Annotated in this window: 17 protein-coding genes; 4 read left to right on the top strand and 13 right to left on the bottom strand. The window is 37.8% G+C overall.

Translation table 11 applies throughout. From position 1 onward, the window contains the following. Positions 1 to 195: 195 nt before the first annotated feature. The 11 genes from arsB to AC59HC_RS05965 form a co-directional block, all read right to left on the bottom strand. The gene (gene arsB / locus AC59HC_RS06015; RefSeq protein ID WP_496558215.1) at positions 196 to 1,233 is read right to left on the bottom strand and encodes an ACR3 family arsenite efflux transporter; all 1,038 of its coding nucleotides are present in this window, start codon (positions 1,231 to 1,233) and stop codon (positions 196 to 198) included. Between the two features lie 5 nt (positions 1,234 to 1,238). Next, positions 1,239 to 1,730 carry a GNAT family N-acetyltransferase gene (locus tag AC59HC_RS06010; protein WP_496558214.1) on the bottom strand — a complete coding sequence of 164 codons (492 nt, stop codon included), beginning with the start codon at positions 1,728 to 1,730 and terminating at the stop codon, positions 1,239 to 1,241. A 1-nt stretch (position 1,731) separates the two neighbouring features. Next, the gene (locus AC59HC_RS06005) at positions 1,732 to 2,343 is read right to left on the bottom strand and encodes an arsenate-mycothiol transferase ArsC (protein WP_496558213.1); all 612 of its coding nucleotides are present in this window, start codon (positions 2,341 to 2,343) and stop codon (positions 1,732 to 1,734) included. A gap of 106 nt (positions 2,344 to 2,449) precedes the next feature. Next, positions 2,450 to 2,923: a DUF6428 family protein gene (locus tag AC59HC_RS06000; protein WP_496558212.1), complete on the bottom strand. Its 474-nt coding sequence runs from the start codon at positions 2,921 to 2,923 to the stop codon at positions 2,450 to 2,452. Between the two features lie 61 nt (positions 2,924 to 2,984). Next, a complete protein-coding gene (locus tag AC59HC_RS05995) occupies positions 2,985 to 3,314 on the bottom strand; it encodes an ArsR/SmtB family transcription factor (protein ID WP_496558211.1) in 330 nt (109 codons plus the stop codon). Positions 3,315 to 3,703: 389 nt separating this feature from the next. Next, positions 3,704 to 4,558 carry a DUF8464 domain-containing protein gene (locus AC59HC_RS05990; protein ID WP_496558210.1) on the bottom strand — a complete coding sequence of 285 codons (855 nt, stop codon included), beginning with the start codon at positions 4,556 to 4,558 and terminating at the stop codon, positions 3,704 to 3,706. Positions 4,559 to 5,000: 442 nt separating this feature from the next. Beyond that, on the bottom strand, positions 5,001 to 6,095 hold the full coding sequence (locus AC59HC_RS05985) for a hypothetical protein (RefSeq protein ID WP_496558209.1): 1,095 nt from the start codon (positions 6,093 to 6,095) through the stop codon (positions 5,001 to 5,003). A gap of 41 nt (positions 6,096 to 6,136) precedes the next feature. Further along, positions 6,137 to 6,841 (bottom strand): hypothetical protein, encoded by a 705-nt coding sequence (locus AC59HC_RS05980; protein WP_496558208.1) that lies wholly within the window; start codon positions 6,839 to 6,841, stop codon positions 6,137 to 6,139. A gap of 2 nt (positions 6,842 to 6,843) precedes the next feature. Further along, the gene (locus AC59HC_RS05975; protein WP_346985976.1) at positions 6,844 to 7,101 is read right to left on the bottom strand and encodes a DUF3853 family protein; all 258 of its coding nucleotides are present in this window, start codon (positions 7,099 to 7,101) and stop codon (positions 6,844 to 6,846) included. Positions 7,102 to 7,352: 251 nt separating this feature from the next. Continuing rightward, on the bottom strand, positions 7,353 to 8,198 hold the full coding sequence (locus AC59HC_RS05970) for an RteC domain-containing protein (RefSeq protein ID WP_496558207.1): 846 nt from the start codon (positions 8,196 to 8,198) through the stop codon (positions 7,353 to 7,355). Positions 8,199 to 8,247: 49 nt separating this feature from the next. Beyond that, complete coding sequence (locus tag AC59HC_RS05965; RefSeq protein WP_496558206.1) at positions 8,248 to 9,957, bottom strand: helix-turn-helix domain-containing protein; 1,710 nt, start codon at positions 9,955 to 9,957, stop codon at positions 8,248 to 8,250. 268 nt (positions 9,958 to 10,225) lie between these two features. Between AC59HC_RS05965 and AC59HC_RS05960 the strand changes: the two genes are divergently transcribed. The 4 genes from AC59HC_RS05960 to AC59HC_RS05945 are packed head-to-tail and all read left to right on the top strand — an operon-like array spanning position 10,226 to position 12,487. Further along, the gene (locus AC59HC_RS05960) at positions 10,226 to 10,477 is read left to right on the top strand and encodes a hypothetical protein (RefSeq protein ID WP_496558205.1); all 252 of its coding nucleotides are present in this window, start codon (positions 10,226 to 10,228) and stop codon (positions 10,475 to 10,477) included. A 31-nt stretch (positions 10,478 to 10,508) separates the two neighbouring features. Next, positions 10,509 to 10,673 (top strand): hypothetical protein, encoded by a 165-nt coding sequence (locus AC59HC_RS05955; RefSeq protein WP_496558204.1) that lies wholly within the window; start codon positions 10,509 to 10,511, stop codon positions 10,671 to 10,673. A gap of 21 nt (positions 10,674 to 10,694) precedes the next feature. Then, complete coding sequence (locus tag AC59HC_RS05950) at positions 10,695 to 12,203, top strand: MauE/DoxX family redox-associated membrane protein (protein WP_496558203.1); 1,509 nt, start codon at positions 10,695 to 10,697, stop codon at positions 12,201 to 12,203. 23 nt (positions 12,204 to 12,226) lie between these two features. Then, on the top strand, positions 12,227 to 12,487 hold the full coding sequence (locus tag AC59HC_RS05945) for a hypothetical protein (protein WP_496558202.1): 261 nt from the start codon (positions 12,227 to 12,229) through the stop codon (positions 12,485 to 12,487). Positions 12,488 to 12,538: 51 nt separating this feature from the next. On the opposite strand, the gene AC59HC_RS05940 is transcribed toward AC59HC_RS05945, so the two are convergent. After that, positions 12,539 to 14,947 (bottom strand): alpha/beta hydrolase family protein, encoded by a 2,409-nt coding sequence (locus AC59HC_RS05940; protein WP_496558201.1) that lies wholly within the window; start codon positions 14,945 to 14,947, stop codon positions 12,539 to 12,541. A 46-nt stretch (positions 14,948 to 14,993) separates the two neighbouring features. After that, positions 14,994 to 16,391 (bottom strand): RagB/SusD family nutrient uptake outer membrane protein, encoded by a 1,398-nt coding sequence (locus AC59HC_RS05935; protein ID WP_496558200.1) that lies wholly within the window; start codon positions 16,389 to 16,391, stop codon positions 14,994 to 14,996. Positions 16,392 to 16,393: the final 2 nt, after the last annotated feature.

Here is a 16,393-nt window from a genome sequence, read left to right as displayed (position 1 = left end):
AATGATTTAAAGTTTATTTTAAAGGTGTACGAAAGAATATCCAAAAAGAATTTCGGATAATAATATGAATTAGAAGCCTGCTAAATTAAGGCGGTGTAACTTGAGAAGATGTAGTTCTGAATAATGTCATATTGTTTGCAAACGTACGAAAAAAGCAGGCTTCTTGCAAGCCTGCTTTTTCTCTTCCGACAACTTCTATTTATATGGATAGTATTTTTTCTTCAGCCAGAGGCTTGCCCGCACCAATAATATCAGAACCGGAACTTCTACCAAAGGGCCAATAACACCCACGAAAGCCTGTGCCGAATTGATTCCAAAAACAGCAATGGAAACGGCAATCGCAAGCTCGAAATTGTTGCCGGTAGCTGTAAATGCGATGGATGCATTTTTGTCATACGGTACTTTCATCGATCTATTGATAAAGAAACTGACAAAGAACATCAGTACGAAATAGACCACAAGTGGTATCGCAACTCTGATGACATCCAGTGGCAGTTCTACTATTTTTTCACCCTTAAGGCTGAACATCAAAACAATGGTAAATAGTAAAGCATATAAGGTGATCGGAGATATTGCCGGAACAAATTTTCTGTTGTACCATTCCAGACCTTTTGATCTAATTAAAAAATATCGGCTTGAAAAACCGGCCAGAAATGGGATTCCTAAATAAATGAGAACACTCTCCGTAACATCTTTCATTGATACACTGACATTGAAATTTGCCAATCCTAATTTTCCAGGTAAAACATTAATAAATAACCAGACAAAAAAACTGTACGTGAATATCTGGAAAATACTGTTTAACGCCACCAAAAGAGCAGCATATTCTCTGTTTCCTTTGGCAAGATCGTTCCATACGATGACCATTGCAATACATCTTGCCAATCCGATAAGTATCAATCCTATCATATAGTCCGGTTCGTTTCTCAAGAAAATGATAGCAAGCACAAACATCAATATCGGACCGATGATCCAATTCAATATGAGTGAAATGCCGATTATTCTTTTATCCTTCAAAGCGAGTGGCAACAATGAATAATCAACCTTTGCAAGCGGAGGGTACATCATTAAGATCAATCCAATTGCCAATGGAATATTGGTAGTTCCCACAGAAAGTGAATTGGTGATATTTGTTATTTCCGGAAATATATATCCTATGCCTACACCGAACGCCATTGCAAGAAATATCCATAACGTCAGGTATCTGTCGAGAAATTTTAGTTTTGGTTGCATACTGTTTAATTAGTTCCTACGGTTTCACTTCTTCTTTCCATCAAAATGGTATCCCGCCATTTACTTCTCAAATTCCCTATCTTTTCACGGTGACCGATGATCCTGAAACCTGCGCTTTTATGAAGGCCTACCGTTGCTTCATTTTCAGGAAACATTCCGCTTTGCAGCGTCCATATGCCATTACGTTCACTATCTTCTATCAGTTTTAGCATTAAGTCTTTTCCGATTCCTTTGCCTTGATGATCATTGGAAATATAGATGCTTACCTCTGCCACACCGCCATAGACGCAACGGTCACTCACGGACGAAAGTGCGGCCCATCCAACAACTTCATCATTGATTACGGCTGCCAATCGGCTATGCTTTAGCTTAGCTCTGTCCCAATCTTCCCAGGTCGGAACAGTGGTTTCAAATGTGGCATTACCTGTTTCAAGACCCTGTCTGTATATTTCAGCTATTTCGGAAAAATGGTCCTTGCGTATTGATATTATTTCCATATTACTTTTTTACCTGTGAGAAAATATAAAACATTTCTGTAGCGATCTGAAGGCTTCTTTCTGCGTAAACTTTGGTTTGTTCCGGTGTGCTGTCCGAAGCTTTTGGGTCATCATACCTGATAGGAAATCTAGCTTCCGCCCCTATTACTAGAGGACATCCTTCATCGGCGTTGTCACAGGTCATGATTGCACCAAATTCATTTTTCGGATTAAATCCATTGCTGTATTCCTTCGAAAAGCAAATGATAGGAGCTTCATTGTCCGCATACTTAACTGCATAGACAGGATTTGGATGTTCAGTCAGCATCTGGATCTGAAATCCCTGCTCTTTTAATGTTTCAGCTATCTTGGGAAACATGGCAGTTGCTTCTGTTCCGCCGGAATAGCAGAATACATTTTTAATATTAAAATGGTAAGCCATCGTCTGTGCCCAGACCTGGGACAGATGACTTCTCCTGCTGTTATGGGTACAGATAAAATTTAGTCGAACAGGATGGTCAGCGATCGATTTACTTTGAATGTACTCCGCCAATGTCCGAAGAATAGTTTTTCTCTCCTCTGTAACAGATTCCAGTGATAGCGATTCTATTATAGTACGAATGTTTTTTTTCATTATTCTGAATTTATTGCAATGCGATTAAAGTTTTTACAAAATTGAGGACCCGATAAACCAGCTTAGTTTTAACTGAGTCAAGTGATCTTCATTTTTAAAGAATTTTTTAGCAACATCCGCCACCTGATGTGCAAGAACTACCACTATTTTTCGGAACCACAGATATATTTCTCTTTTCCTTTTCCGAAGGAATTCCACACGCATCCTGTGCCAGACAGGCAGTAGTTTTACTCTTCAGTACGAAAGTTTTCCCATTGAAATCCAGATCATACCTACCGATAGTGCTACTTTGATATTCTACTTCAACCACGTTATTCTCTATGCCTAACATCTCCTCAGAAAGCTTGATAATACTCAGCAATTTGCCGGGTTTTAACCGATGCTCATAGTCGTCTGCATTCCACAGTTGGAAATTCACTACTGATTCCTCGCGAACCACTCCACCACAATCAATAAATTTTTTACTGATCTGCCCGATCTCGGTGACATGGAAATGCTCCGGTACAAAAGTCCCGTCTTCTAATTGAAATTCAACATTTTCCAATAACAGCAAAAGCTGTTTAATTTCTGAAAGTTTCATTATTATACGATTTAATAATTATATATTGCAATATAACGATATTGAAATGACAAAAAAAAGGTTAACAACAGTCTCCAACCTTTACATCCTGCTCAAAAAACTGATTGAATAAACTTTGCATTTCGTTCCATTTTTTCTCGTCGATACAGTAGCAAACTGATTTTCCCTCTATCGTCCCCTTTATAATTCCGATACTTTTTAATTCCTTCAGATGCTGAGAAATTGTTGCCTGTGCTAATCCAAGTTCATCTACAAGATCATTACAGATACATGCTTTTTGATCAACGATATGTTGCAGGATAGCGATTCTCGCAGGATGTGCCAGAACTTTAAATAAAGCCGAAAGTCTATTGTGCTCGTCTGAAAAAATCTCTGTTTTGGTTAGTCCCATAATGCTAATAATATAATCGCAATATTACGATAATAAAATACATCAGCCAAAGATTATTATTAAAAATTACGTGGTCAGCAGAAATATAATGTCTCAAGGAACAATATAAAAAAAAATTCCGGCGTATTTGCTGGGATTTGATAATCAAACTGTAGTATGATCATTTAGAATCTGTGGGCTTATGCTTGTGCGGTATTAAGTCCGGATGCTTCGGTTGATTGGGAGGATTTACATTAGGACTTCGGTCTGGTGTGCCATCTTCCTTCTTAGGTTATGGTCCGGGCTTGATCAATTTAATAGTTTCCATCAAATAATTATAAATATTGAGTATATAAAAATACGGTAGTAATATTTCTTCTGGTTACGGAAACCGCAACCTGCATTGAAAACTATTTTTTAAGACTGCCCTCTGCCACAAACCATTCATTCAGATCTTTAAAATTATGATACATTAAAGAACAGTCTTCCACATCATGATATTCGTTTTTAATTTTTACTGCGACAGATTTTCCGTTTTTATCATTATCAAGAAAAAGTAACATCTTCTGGTAATTCATTAATAATTTTTCAGCTTTAAAAAGCATGGCTGTAGAATTTAAAACCAAACAATCGCATGCTGGTTCTGACTGACTTTCAAGATTCATGAACGTCAGATAATCAAAGAATCCTTCAAATACTGCAATGTCTGAGGTTCGGTCTTTTCCGATTTGAATAAACGTAATGTCTTTTGCTCCCAAACAGACTTTAGCATACCTGTTCCTTATTTCAAAACCATCGGAATCATTTTTAAATCCGATCCCGAAATATTTCCTGCCTTCCAGCTCATAATGTACTTCCCATACCCGTTTCTTCTGGTCAGCAACTTTTCGTAATTCCAGATATTGAATCAACGCAGGATGCCTGATCTCATTTATTTTTAAGATTCGCTGTTGATTTTCTGAGATTATTTCTTCGCTTAGACGTTCAGGATAAGAATGAGTTTCCAACGTTGAAAGATATCTTAATGCTTCCGAAACGGAACATTTCTTAATTTGCTGGACAATGGAAATTACATCGTAACTCTTCCCTGTTCCGAAATCAAAAGCCGCGTTCTTGATAAAATCCACGCAGAGACTCGGAATTTTTTCTTCCCTGTCCAGCGCAAAGTAAAAAGCGGTTCTGCGATTTTCTTTGGCAGGAAAAAGTCCGAATGACTCCAAAACAGCACGGATGCTGAAAGTTTTCTTGATCTGTTTGCAATTCATTTTTTTTCTTTTTTAAAGCACATTTCTATTAACCAAACCCTTTTAAACAAAAAATAACTTTTCCATCCTTTTCACTCTACTTTTAGCTATTTGGTGTGCTGCAGTCTTGGAAACCGTTTGGATGATTTTCGGAATGAGTCTAATTCCGACATAGAGATCAGTTCATTTCCGAAATTAAAATGAGTTGAAATCCGAAAAATCAGCTTTCCTGAAATGAGCGCAAATCCGTTTTCAATTACAATCAATTCTTCAGATTAGAATCTTATCCACAATCTTGAAATATAATTAACAAAAGCAAGCTTACCAGACTTTCCGGAACGAGTCCAATTCAGATATCTGATTCCTGATCCTTGTTCTTTTAACACATCATTAACATCAGCGAGTACAAATCCGAAACAGGAATGAGCGCTATTACGAAATACGGATGAGTGCTAATCCGAATTCATAAAATAACCGGATATCCATTCGGCAGCAGCTTCCCAACTTTAATTTCACGATAGAGCTTTATGATGTTGTCCTGAATTTCCATCAAAAAAAACTTCCCCTGGAATTCAGTGGATGGTTTACCCTTTAATCTGTTTGTCTTAATAAATTCCCTGAATGCTCTTTCGATGAGTTCCCGAGTCTGATGAATATTTCTATACTGATAGGAAAACTGTTGCATTTCATCCTCCCGTAAGCCATATCGCTTCCTGAAATACCGCAGTCTTCTGGTAATATCAGTGGTAGTAGTATCTGCATTTATCTTTTTTCCCGGAACAGCATCTATAAAATATGGTATGATCGAGATCATATCACCCTTATATTTGAAATGAAATGACAAATTATTATAGCGGTCAAGATGTAATCTCGCAGGCTTCAGAAATTTAAAGCACAGGTCATTGGCCGTCTTATAATTGAGCCCAAACTTTCTGTTCAATGTGGAAAGCTTCAGGATTGTCCCGGTCTGCGGTATTTTTGCCAACCATATCGCAAAGATGATATGCTTGTTGTTCCTGATGTTATAGACCAGATTATACAGCACATAATTATATTCAGGAATGACCATTAGTTTTTTAAGCCAGTAACTGCTGATCAGAAAGCTGGTATAACCACGGTCTTCATAGCTCGGTGTAGAAATAAGTCCTCCAAAAGTCCTGATCTCCCTTCCTTTTGAGTTCAAAGACGTATACCATCCCATTCTGAATTTCGCCAGAAACTCGTAGGCATCGATCACCTGCCTGCTGGAACCACTTGGTGAGATCTTCAGGTTTCTGATCTTCATCGAGGTAAATATGTTATTCTCAGTTTCAAACTCTTCCTCAAACAAACACAACTGCTGTGGACGGTCTTCCGGCCTGAACTGCTCGCTGCTGATAGTAGCTATGATATTAAAGATGACCCGAAGCGCATTGATCGGAATATCGGCCGCTTCCTGATCTTCAAATATAAAATCATCTACAAAACCATTTCCCAGCCTGATTCTTTCCGGCTCCTTCCCTGTCCTTGCTGTATAATCCTTTTTGACAAGTCTTCGGTCCTTCTGAGGAAATATCATAAATTTTTTATTTTTAATCACTTACTACATTCTAAAATTCACTATTGCTCTTTCGGATGTCTGATCTGAGGTATATTGTGTACGGTCAGCTTATCTGGAACAAGCTCGGAAGTGAGAAAAGGCAAAACATTCTTCAGGGATGACTGCCAATTGATTATGGGTCTTCCTGAAGCGCTTTTCCATTTATTTTTAAGCCAGCCTGAATACTTTGCCATAATAAGATTATCGAGTTCGAGATGATAAGCATCCAACGTTCGGGCATAGTCTAAGAACTCTTCCGGACCCGGCACCACTCTGCCGTCTATTAAAAGACTGGTAGGTTCTACAAGTATATTTTCATCAACGGTTACAGATAAATTATCCTTCTCATCAATTTCCACAATTTGTAAAACGTTCTCAGTCCGTCCAAAGAAATCGATAATACTTGATGCAGGTTCATTTTGAACCTTGTCAAAACCTGTTGGCTCTAAAGGGTAATTGACCATCAGCCTGCAAATTCCAGCGGCACCTTGCTCGCGATAATATTCGATCAAGCCAAATTTGCTGAGCTTTTCCCTGGTTCTTTTTACAGTAGCCCTGTTTAGGCCCAGCCTTTTTGCCAATTCGATATCAGAGATCGTAAACTGATACGCATCTTTTTGTTTAGCAACCTGAAGTAAATACAGATACAATGAGATGGCAGCCGTGCCGGGTTTCGTCTTTTCAACGAAAAGCCAGAACCTGTCGATGAGCTCAATATAGTACATCGTTATTTCTTTCCGAAAAGCTGTAAAGCCTTTTCCTTATCAATTATGATGATATTGCCGTTCTGGATGATCGCCTTGTCAAGAATGCCTGAAGATTTCACTTCCGATGCTTTCGAGACCGAGCATCCCAGAATCTTTGCCAGGCCTTTCAGCCCGTATTCATATTTCTTCTCAAAGCTCAGATTTTTCGATACCTCAAGGAATTCAGCCACGGTCAGCTGCCAGATCGGTGTTTTGGGGTCAATGGTTTTCTTTTCCATAGTTTTGATATTGAATGTCCGGTTATAAAATAGTAACAGTGCAAAGTTTCAAAATCAAAGAATGTAGTTTTCGGTAGTTCTTCGGTACTACCGAAAAATATCATTGCAAAACGTATGAATAAACACTCGATCAATAATGATAACTGTGGAATCAAATAATTTTACATCAATTTCACTGAAAAACACAAATAATGCATCCTGAAAACATCATTAGGACAAAAAAAATTATAAAATATGAAGAAAAAGATCAATTACTCATCAAGATCATCCAGATATTGATTAAAATTTTGTTGCAGCAAAGAAAGAAATTTACTCCTGTCCGTTTTCCGCAGACGAAGCTCCGCAAGAGTCTTATGATAATTCCCTAAATTAATATTCACCGAGCTTTCTGCCCATCTGAAAATTTCTGCAAGGTCGGAGTGACCGCCATTGAAACACTTGGTGAGATGAAGCGCATACAGCAGTTCGGTCAGTGCCACCTTAGGGGCTGTCCATTCGATCTGCTTAGGAATTTCCACATCTTTTCCCGGATAATCGCCGGAATTTATTTTGCTGCTGAGAAATTGCTCCAGCATATCATTGGCAATAATCTGCGAAACAAGGTGATCATGCGATGTTGAAAATTCCTCATCATAGCTGTATAGTTCAGGGCTGAGCTTCAGCTTGAAGTCAAACTTGAATCGTACAAAGTATTTCTTATCAAGATAGGTTGATTTCCGACGGTAATAGTTGATGAATTCCTTATACTCATGATAAAAATGCAAGAGGCCGGCTCTCTCATTTTCATAGTATTCCTTCAGAACTTCAGGATCCGCAAAAGGCTTTGAAGCTTCAATAGACAATACTTTAGAATAATAGATATAGATCGCAATAAATTTTGGCTTGGTCATCTTGAAGAACCAGATCTCTTCGCTCCAGTCGGCGAACTCGTATTGACGAAGCAGTTCTTTCAATTGCTTTATTGCCGAATCGGTTTCCATCAATATTTCTTCTGCCCGGCCTATAATGCTGTTGTCGCTCCTGTTGATCTGATCCAAAGCTTTGTTGAGATCTGACCAGATCTGGTCTATCCTTTTTCTAAAATGCTTTCCGTTCATACGTTTATCTTTAATGTTCACGTAAAAATCGGGTTAAAAACAGATAAAATCAATTGTCCCCTAGTTCCTGTTGCCTTTTTCTTATGAAATCAGTCGGTCTCATGCCGTTGATCTCAAGGAAATGGGAAGAGAATTTTTGACGGTTCGTCATGCCGCATTCAACTGCCAACGCGTCGATGCTGTAGTTCAGATATTTGCCATCCTCCAGCAAAAGCTTGGTGATATAGTTGATCCGCAACTGTTTAAGATAAGTTGGAAACGTAATACCCATATGGACATTAAGAACGTAAGACAGATGGGTGCGGTTACTCCCCATCATCTTAGCAACCGTCGGTACGGTCAGATTCTGCTCAAGAAACAGCTTCTGATTCTCGAACTCCTTCAATTTGTTCAGTATGTCTTTGATGATCTCAGCGCTGTAAAGACTTTTCTCATCTGTATGCAACGGAAGGTCCTGTGCGGGCTGCTGCCTTTCAGACTCCTGCAACCTGGTGAGCAGGTGCCGGTACTGAAGTGTGAGCCTCCTCTCCCTTTTCCGAGACCTCACAATGATATAAGACATGGAGATCATCCCGGTTCCCACTGCAATATATATCAATGCCAGGTCCTTGTCATGTTTTTTTTCAAGCTTCTTTTTCTCTTCCACCAGGGTATCGGTATCGTACTCACGGTAAAGTTTTGCAGAAAGCATTGCAAAATCAGCATTGATGATCGAATCCGCCTTCAGCAGCTGCCCGGTATAGTACAATTGACTGTCTTTATCTTTTTTGCTTTTTGCATCATTGATCAGGATCTCGTAATTGGATCTGATCTCTGGTGTAATAAAACGAAATTTGTTGACCAGTGAGTCCACTTTTTTAAAATAATTGATCGCATGAGTCCTGTCATTCTTTTGTAGATATGAATTTCCTATGTAAAAATAGACGTTCGTCAAAGAGGCGTGATCTTCGACACGGCTGAGAATATCCCTGGCAGCCGTCAATTCTTCCAATGCTTCCGCAGGCCTGCCCTGCCGAAGGAGCTGAATACCTTTACCTTTTCTGAATAATCCCAACTCGGGCAAAAATTCGCTTCTTTTTTGAAGCCCGGCCAGTCCAATATTAATCAGTGAATCCTCCTTCTGATAAAGATGTAAATGCTTGTAACAGGTGCTAAGCCTGTAGATACTGTTAAAATATCCTCTTTCATTATTGATCTTCACTGTTGTATTTTCATCTTCTTTTGCATATCTCTCAAAATAGTTAGCGGTTTCAATAAAATGCTCAACGGCTTGCTTGTAATAGCCCAGATAACTTTTGACCATCCCCAGGTGATACGTGATCTTGTTTTTGAGGTAAAGGTCCTTTGAATTCTTTGAATATTTAAAAGCAATGAGATACTCATCAAGGGCGGGCTTGTACTGCCTGAAGTTGTAGTAATAAACAATTCCTTTCCCGAGATATGACCTGGCGATCTTGTCATGATCACCATATTTTACAGCGAAGACGATCGCGCTATCGGCATATAATAATTTTCGTTCAGGCTTTTCACTGTAGTATATGGCCTCTTCGTAACCTCTGATCAGCTTCTTGAGATTATTTTCACTCTTTGCTTTATTCAGATAGAGGTTTACAAAGATCATTGCTCTTTCGTCATTTTCCTTATAGCCATTAAATAAAGCAGCAATTTCCTTATACGATCGTTCCTGTAATTGACGACCGTCAATAAAACACCAAAACAGATTAAATATCAACAGTAAAATCCTTTTATTACAGTCCATAACGATGATATATATCCAAATTTACTCAAAAATCAACAATTAAACAGCTGTTTCAAAACCTCTTACCGTCAAAGTATATTACTTTCTGATTATCAGGAATATAAACTAAAAAATACAGGGAACAATGTACCAATCATTCCGTAACAATGTATATTTCGTTACCACATTCGCTTTTTTTTCTGTGTCGACACATCTAATTTCGATGTCAGAATTCTACTAAACCCCGGCCGGGATAACTTTTTTAAAACCATCAAAATTACAAACCAAAATGAAAAAGTATATCTCAATTTTAATGCTGGCACCGGTACTAGGTATGGTATCGTGCGACAGGGAAACCACTAACACTGAAATGTCTGAGGACAATGTGCAACGCATCCAATACAAGAGCAAGCAACACAAAGCCGAATCCGAAAGAAGCCCGGAAGCGCAGATTGATTCCGCGTCAAAGGAAACAGGTGATGATGATGAACCGCAAGATGACAAGCAACATTGGAAAGTACCGATCGATTCAGTGTGGTAGCCTAAACTAAATGCAGACGATAAGTTTCAGTATGGAAGACCAGAAGATCACCCTGGCAACAGGTCGAAAATGCACCGTCAGCGGCGAGTGGGAAACACAGGGAAGGCTCAGCACGATCATATATATATCAAAGGGAGAGATCATGCCGGCCTACTGCGGCAGGAATGTCAAATGGATATTGATTAGAAAAGGATAAAGCATATATAAAAGCAGACCAATGAAAACCTTCAAGTCAAGATTTGTAGAATACGTCAGTTATTTTTTTATACTGCTGTTTTGCTATGCCAGTATAAGTAAGATATTAGATTTTGAGAATTTTCAGATACAGATAGGGCAATCACCCCTAGTAAGTGCCTATGCAGGCTTTGTGTCATATTTCACCATAATTTTCGAAATAGTAATTGCTTTTTTACTAGGTATTCCCACGACCAGAAGGATCGGGCTGTATTTATCAATAGGACTGATGGCAGCATTCACAGCTTACATTTATATTATTTTGAACTACAGCGAATTTATACCTTGTTCATGCGGTGGTATATTGGAAAAAATGGATTGGAATACACATTTTATTTTCAACATATGCTGTATTTTATTAGTCATTATCTCCTATTTTCTGGTAGAAATGGACAGAAATCAAAATTATAAAAGGACTATCTCGGTAGTTCTTTTTATATTGGTATTTAGTAATGGTGTAGTGGTATTATTGTATTATACCTCTGAATACATGATAAAAAAAGAAAACAATTTTATCAGGCGTTTTCCTCATCATGGCGTGGTTCAGATAGATAGTTATGACCTTAAATTCAATTCATTCTATTTCGCAGGACATGATAATGATAAGATCTACCTTGGAAATTATACATCGCCATTTCTTCTAACTGCACTCTCTAAAGATTTAAAATCTTATGAACAGTATCTACTTGAACCTGAAGATTATAGGTCATTCAAGTGGTCAAGTACGAAGATCAAAGTTGCTCCTCCGTATGTATTTTTATACGATGGGAAGATTCCTATAATTTACAAAGCTTCAATTGGGCAGACTCAAATGAAGATCATTAGTGAAAACGACGCTTATTTCAGTGATCTGGAAAATATCGACAATGATCATATCGCTTTACGATCCAAAAGCAGTGCTAGCGGTTCTAATACACTGGGAGTATTAAATCTTTCAGAAGATAACCGGGTAAAATTGAACGATACCTCGTTGGATGGAAACGGACTGTTTGAGACCGATGGACAACTATTATACAGTCCGTTCAGTGAGTCATTGATCTATGTTTATTACTACAAAAACCGTTTTGATGTTTTTGATAAAACCATAAGTCAAAAATTGATACATCATACCATTGATACGATTTCAAGGCCTAAAATCAAAGTGGTCGAAATGAAAAATGGTATAAAGAAAATGGCTGCACCGCCACAGATCGTCAATGCTTATGCAACTGTTCAGCAGAACATTTTGTTTAATAAATCGAATTTGATCGGAAGATATGAGCTAAGAAAACACTGGAAAAAGAATAGTGTTGTAGATATGTACAACATCAGTAAAAGAGAATATCTGGGAAGTTTTTACGTCGAAAACCGCGGTGACAATAAGATGACCCAAATGTTGGCAACCGATCAGTTCTTCTATACATTGATCGGAAGCGAAATTGTCAGATACCGCTATGCGCAAGTGATATCAAAACAATTTACTAGGGAAAGCCCAAAACCTATAAAAGAGTAGGCAAAAACTAAAATTACTTTATTATGAAAAAATTCATTTTACCTGTATGTATAGGATTACTAGCTACAGGAGCAGCATTGACAACTCAAAGTTTCAAAGCGCATAACAGCGCAATTGTAGATGGACACATGCTGGATGTCTCAGATCCTGCCAATCCAAAATGTGTCAATACATTTATTGAATGTTCAACCATTCCTTCGGCTTTTGCCTGTCAGGATGGAGACGGTAACGTTTTGCGTGAACTTCAGGGAACCAGCTGCCCTGAGTCACTTTACAGACCATAATAAACAATAAAAAGAGCTGTCTTATGGCAGCTCTTGATTGTATAATAGGTTCTACTTAAGATAATGGTTAAACCAATTCAAGAAATATCGAGTGGCTCTCTTTTGATTTTCAGGTTTCATCAGCGTATGCCCATCCTGTGGAAACAACATCAATTTAACAGGTTTATGAAGGCTTCTTAATCCAACAAACATAGCAATACTCTGCTCAAAATCTACGTGACGATCTTCTTTTCCCGTCCACAGCAAAAGCGGGGTATTTATTTTATCGGCATGAAAGACCGGATTATTATTATAATAGACGTTTTTATTATCATAAAAATTACCGGAAAATCTAAAACTCTGATCTGTATATCTCCAGATGTTCGGTCTAAAATTGGTCTTACTGACCGAAAAATAAGAAGCTGTAATATCTGATAAGGAAGCACCGCTTATTGCCGCTTTAAACAGATCAGAATGTGCAATGATGTAGTTGGTCTCAAAACCCCCGAATGACTCTCCTATAATTCCTAATCTGTTAAGATCTACACCGTACGATTCAGATACGATCTCGATTGCCTTTTTAACTGATCTGAGAGCCGATTCACCAGGTTCATCAATAACATAACTTATTCTGGGCAAAATAATGATATAACCTTCTGCTGCAGTCAAAGAACGGTTAAATCCAGGCTGATTGAACAAGCTGGGAAAATAAAAGGTTTTGTAGGAAGCGGCTTCATTTTCGTAGACACATATTATGGCAGGATACTTTTTCTTATTATCGTAGTCAGGAGGTAAAATGACACTTACATATGTCGTATGTCCGTCAATGTCATTAAAATGATTCAATTCTGCTTTTGGAAATTTTTCTTTCTGAAACATTTGCCTGTTGGACTCATAGACAACTTTCAAGGTCTTTTCTCTAACGTTGTAGTCTTCCAAGATATAAGGCGTGTTGGCATTTTCTTTGGTAAAACTGATATGGTCTTTAGAACAAACAAACTGATCAAGCTTATAGAGATCCAGGCCCGAAATAGTATCAATTTTCTGCCCGTTATATACGGATAGCCCCTCCCGGATATCATCTTCGTGACTTAGTTTGATTAAAATATAATCTTCTTTGATCTTCCGATATCTCGTCCATCTTAGAGGTGCACTTGTGATCACTGATCTATTTAATATCTTAAATGATACTCGCGGATCAGAAGATCGGGTGATATTTTTATAGATCTTAGAATTCAGATCATATTCCCACAAATTACTGACTGACGTCAGATAGATCTTCCTCATATCATTTGAAAAAAACAGATCTCCTGCTGGATTGATGTTGTTTTTATTTTGCCTGTTAAATCGATAAAATCTTTCTTTAATTCTATTCGTCAGATTTTCTTTTTTCTTAGAATATAGATCATAGATCCACCAATCCCGATCCTCAAAGTAGATCAACGACCCAGCCCCCACCGGATAAAACTGTTTAGCCTTTCGAACTTCAAATTCAACCTGACCACTATATACATTTCTAATTCGGATAGAAGGAATTAAAAACTCAGTTTCGGAATCACCATTGGCAAAATCCAGAACCTCTAAAATATACCGATCATTAAAGATTAGATAACGATTACTCACATGCGGATCACTTTTATTAGATATCTGTTCCCCGGTTGACAGATCAAGCAGTAATGCTTCAAAATCACTATTTGCCCTTGCATCGAGATTGGGTTTTAGAGCGAGATCATTACCGTACCAGTTTTCAATGCTGTCTTTATAGGAAATGGGTTTGTTTTTCCTTGATGCGACAAGCATGCAATGGTCACCAAATCCGAACCCGGTAAAATCATTAAACTTGTTGTCAATATATTGATCTAATATTTTCTCCCCATTCCATTTGTAGGATAAGACCTTAAGTGTTCCACTATCCTTTACAACAAATTTTGACAATTTACGTGAGATGTCAGGTGTGTGATTAATCAAATTTTGCGATTTTATACTGTCAAATCTCGTTATGACCTTACCTGTTCTATAACTGACTATAAAAGAAAGATCACTGCCCAGAATCAATGACAGGTCGTCATCAAGGGGCTGAATTTTTGTGACCGCTTGAGCGATACCATATGATTTAAAGGATGGACCAATGCAAACAAGCTGGTTTGCACGCGTTAGGACAAAACCATATTCAAAATCATCTTTAAAATTAAAATCAGACACATCTTTGATCGCTTTTTTTTCTTTAGTTCTTAAGTTGATCATTAATAGGCTATTGTCTGATTGAAGAACTACAAAGAGATTATCATTGAGAAAACTTTTAACTACATTTTTAAAGGAGATCGTATCTTTGGTTTTTGTATTTAACAGGACCATTCTTTTTTCTGAGTTGTCAAAAATCTTTGTAAAAGTATTCCAATGACCATTATTACTGATATCCGAATTAACGATCTTATACCATTTATCAAATCTCTGATCATCTAAAATCCTTTGTCCAGACATATTTCCGCAACAAAAACACAATAAAGCAAATAATAATGCAGAAGATCTAGTACCCATCATTCTGAGGTTTAAGAGATGGATTGGCGATCAATTCATTTTCAGGCAACGGCAATAGGGACATATGGTTTTTCCATGAGGATTTAACCGTCGGCATATAGGTATTAAGCAGACCTTTTCTTTTAAGATCAAAGAATCGATGTCCAAACTCAGTAAACAATTCATGTCGCCGTTCATCCATCACAGCAGTTCTTACCTGTTGCTGATTTAAACTGCCAAGACCTGCAAGCCCTGCTTTCTGTCTTAACTGATTTAAACGGTTTATTGCAGTCTGAATATTTCCTAGTTCATTTTCAGCTTCAGCAGATATGAGATACGCCTCCTCCACTCTCAATACTACTGAAAACTCCAAGGATGATGAGGTTTTATTATTCTGGGTATATTTATACGGATAGGAATAGCTCATCGTTGCATTAGATAAAGCCTTTGTCCATTTTTGCTTCCTTTGATCACCAGGTTCAAATGAATCCAGTAAATTTTGGGATAAAACGACATTTTGTGGAGGTAGGGTGGAAAAAATATAATACTGTCCTTCCAAGGTATTGACCCCCGCTTCCAATGGCATAAATTGCCAGATCGCACTTTTACTGTCCTTTAAAAACGTCTTTGAAATATCCTGCTCCATTGTATAAAGCGGATTTTGAATAATCAGATCAGCCATTATTTCGGCTTTTGCCCATTCCTGTTTGTATAGATAGAGTCTTGCTAAAGCCAGTCTTACTCCCGACCTGTTAATTCTTGTACGATTGGCAGTAGGATACTGGTCTGTCAGGTACTGGTCCGCTTTCTGATAATCTTCCTCAATATGTACATACACATTATCCAAGCTTTGTCTTGAAACAGATTGATTTTGAAGATAATCAGTAGTAGTGATATACGGTATATCACCATAAAGATTAACCAGGTAAAAATGTAAGAACCCACGAATAAAGTAAGCTTCACCCAAGATCTGATCAACGGTCTGCTGATCGAGATAGGCTGTACTTTTTCCAACGCCTTCAATGATATTATTTACAGCATAGATCTGCTTGTAGGCATTGACCCAGATCGTATTTAAAACCGTGGTATTTTGTTGGACACTAAGATCGAAAAAGGTTTTAAAATCCAGAGACTGGTTACTTACAGAACTGAGTTCATCCGTATAACAGCCCATCAATGTTCCTGCCCCGTAAAGGGAACCGTTTAAAAGCGTATTGGACCTCAAATTAGAGTAAACATCCGACAAAGCTGCATAAGCAAGACCTTTGTCTTTAAACACCATGGACTGGGATATCTGATTATTCGGATCATCCACTTCAAGAAACTTCTCACAACTGATCAGATAAAAACTACAAAATAATATGATGGACGTTAAAAAAAACTTTTTACTATGATATGAATTTCTCATTT

Source organism: Chryseobacterium sp. DZ-32 (assembly GCF_059587025.1).
This window is presented reverse-complemented; position numbering and strand designations above follow the sequence as displayed.

Bases quoted from the DNA above. Each gene is read 5' to 3' on its own strand.
- arsB (WP_496558215.1), bottom strand. From the start codon at position 1,233: ATGCAACCAAAACTAAAATTTCTCGACAGATACCTGACGTTATGGATA.
- AC59HC_RS06010 (WP_496558214.1), bottom strand. From the start codon at position 1,730: ATGGAAATAATATCAATACGCAAGGACCATTTTTCCGAAATAGCTGAA.
- AC59HC_RS06005 (WP_496558213.1), bottom strand. From the start codon at position 2,343: ATGAAAAAAAACATTCGTACTATAATAGAATCGCTATCACTGGAATCT.
- AC59HC_RS06000 (WP_496558212.1), bottom strand. From the start codon at position 2,923: ATGAAACTTTCAGAAATTAAACAGCTTTTGCTGTTATTGGAAAATGTT.
- AC59HC_RS05995 (WP_496558211.1), bottom strand. From the start codon at position 3,314: ATGGGACTAACCAAAACAGAGATTTTTTCAGACGAGCACAATAGACTT.
- AC59HC_RS05990 (WP_496558210.1), bottom strand. From the start codon at position 4,558: ATGAATTGCAAACAGATCAAGAAAACTTTCAGCATCCGTGCTGTTTTG.
- AC59HC_RS05985 (WP_496558209.1), bottom strand. From the start codon at position 6,095: ATGATATTTCCTCAGAAGGACCGAAGACTTGTCAAAAAGGATTATACA.
- AC59HC_RS05980 (WP_496558208.1), bottom strand. From the start codon at position 6,841: ATGTACTATATTGAGCTCATCGACAGGTTCTGGCTTTTCGTTGAAAAG.
- AC59HC_RS05975 (WP_346985976.1), bottom strand. From the start codon at position 7,101: ATGGAAAAGAAAACCATTGACCCCAAAACACCGATCTGGCAGCTGACC.
- AC59HC_RS05970 (WP_496558207.1), bottom strand. From the start codon at position 8,198: ATGAACGGAAAGCATTTTAGAAAAAGGATAGACCAGATCTGGTCAGAT.
- AC59HC_RS05965 (WP_496558206.1), bottom strand. From the start codon at position 9,957: ATGGACTGTAATAAAAGGATTTTACTGTTGATATTTAATCTGTTTTGG.
- AC59HC_RS05960 (WP_496558205.1), top strand. From the start codon at position 10,226: ATGAAAAAGTATATCTCAATTTTAATGCTGGCACCGGTACTAGGTATG.
- AC59HC_RS05955 (WP_496558204.1), top strand. From the start codon at position 10,509: ATGGAAGACCAGAAGATCACCCTGGCAACAGGTCGAAAATGCACCGTC.
- AC59HC_RS05950 (WP_496558203.1), top strand. From the start codon at position 10,695: ATGAAAACCTTCAAGTCAAGATTTGTAGAATACGTCAGTTATTTTTTT.
- AC59HC_RS05945 (WP_496558202.1), top strand. From the start codon at position 12,227: ATGAAAAAATTCATTTTACCTGTATGTATAGGATTACTAGCTACAGGA.
- AC59HC_RS05940 (WP_496558201.1), bottom strand. From the start codon at position 14,947: ATGTCTGGACAAAGGATTTTAGATGATCAGAGATTTGATAAATGGTAT.
- AC59HC_RS05935 (WP_496558200.1), bottom strand. From the start codon at position 16,391: ATGAGAAATTCATATCATAGTAAAAAGTTTTTTTTAACGTCCATCATA.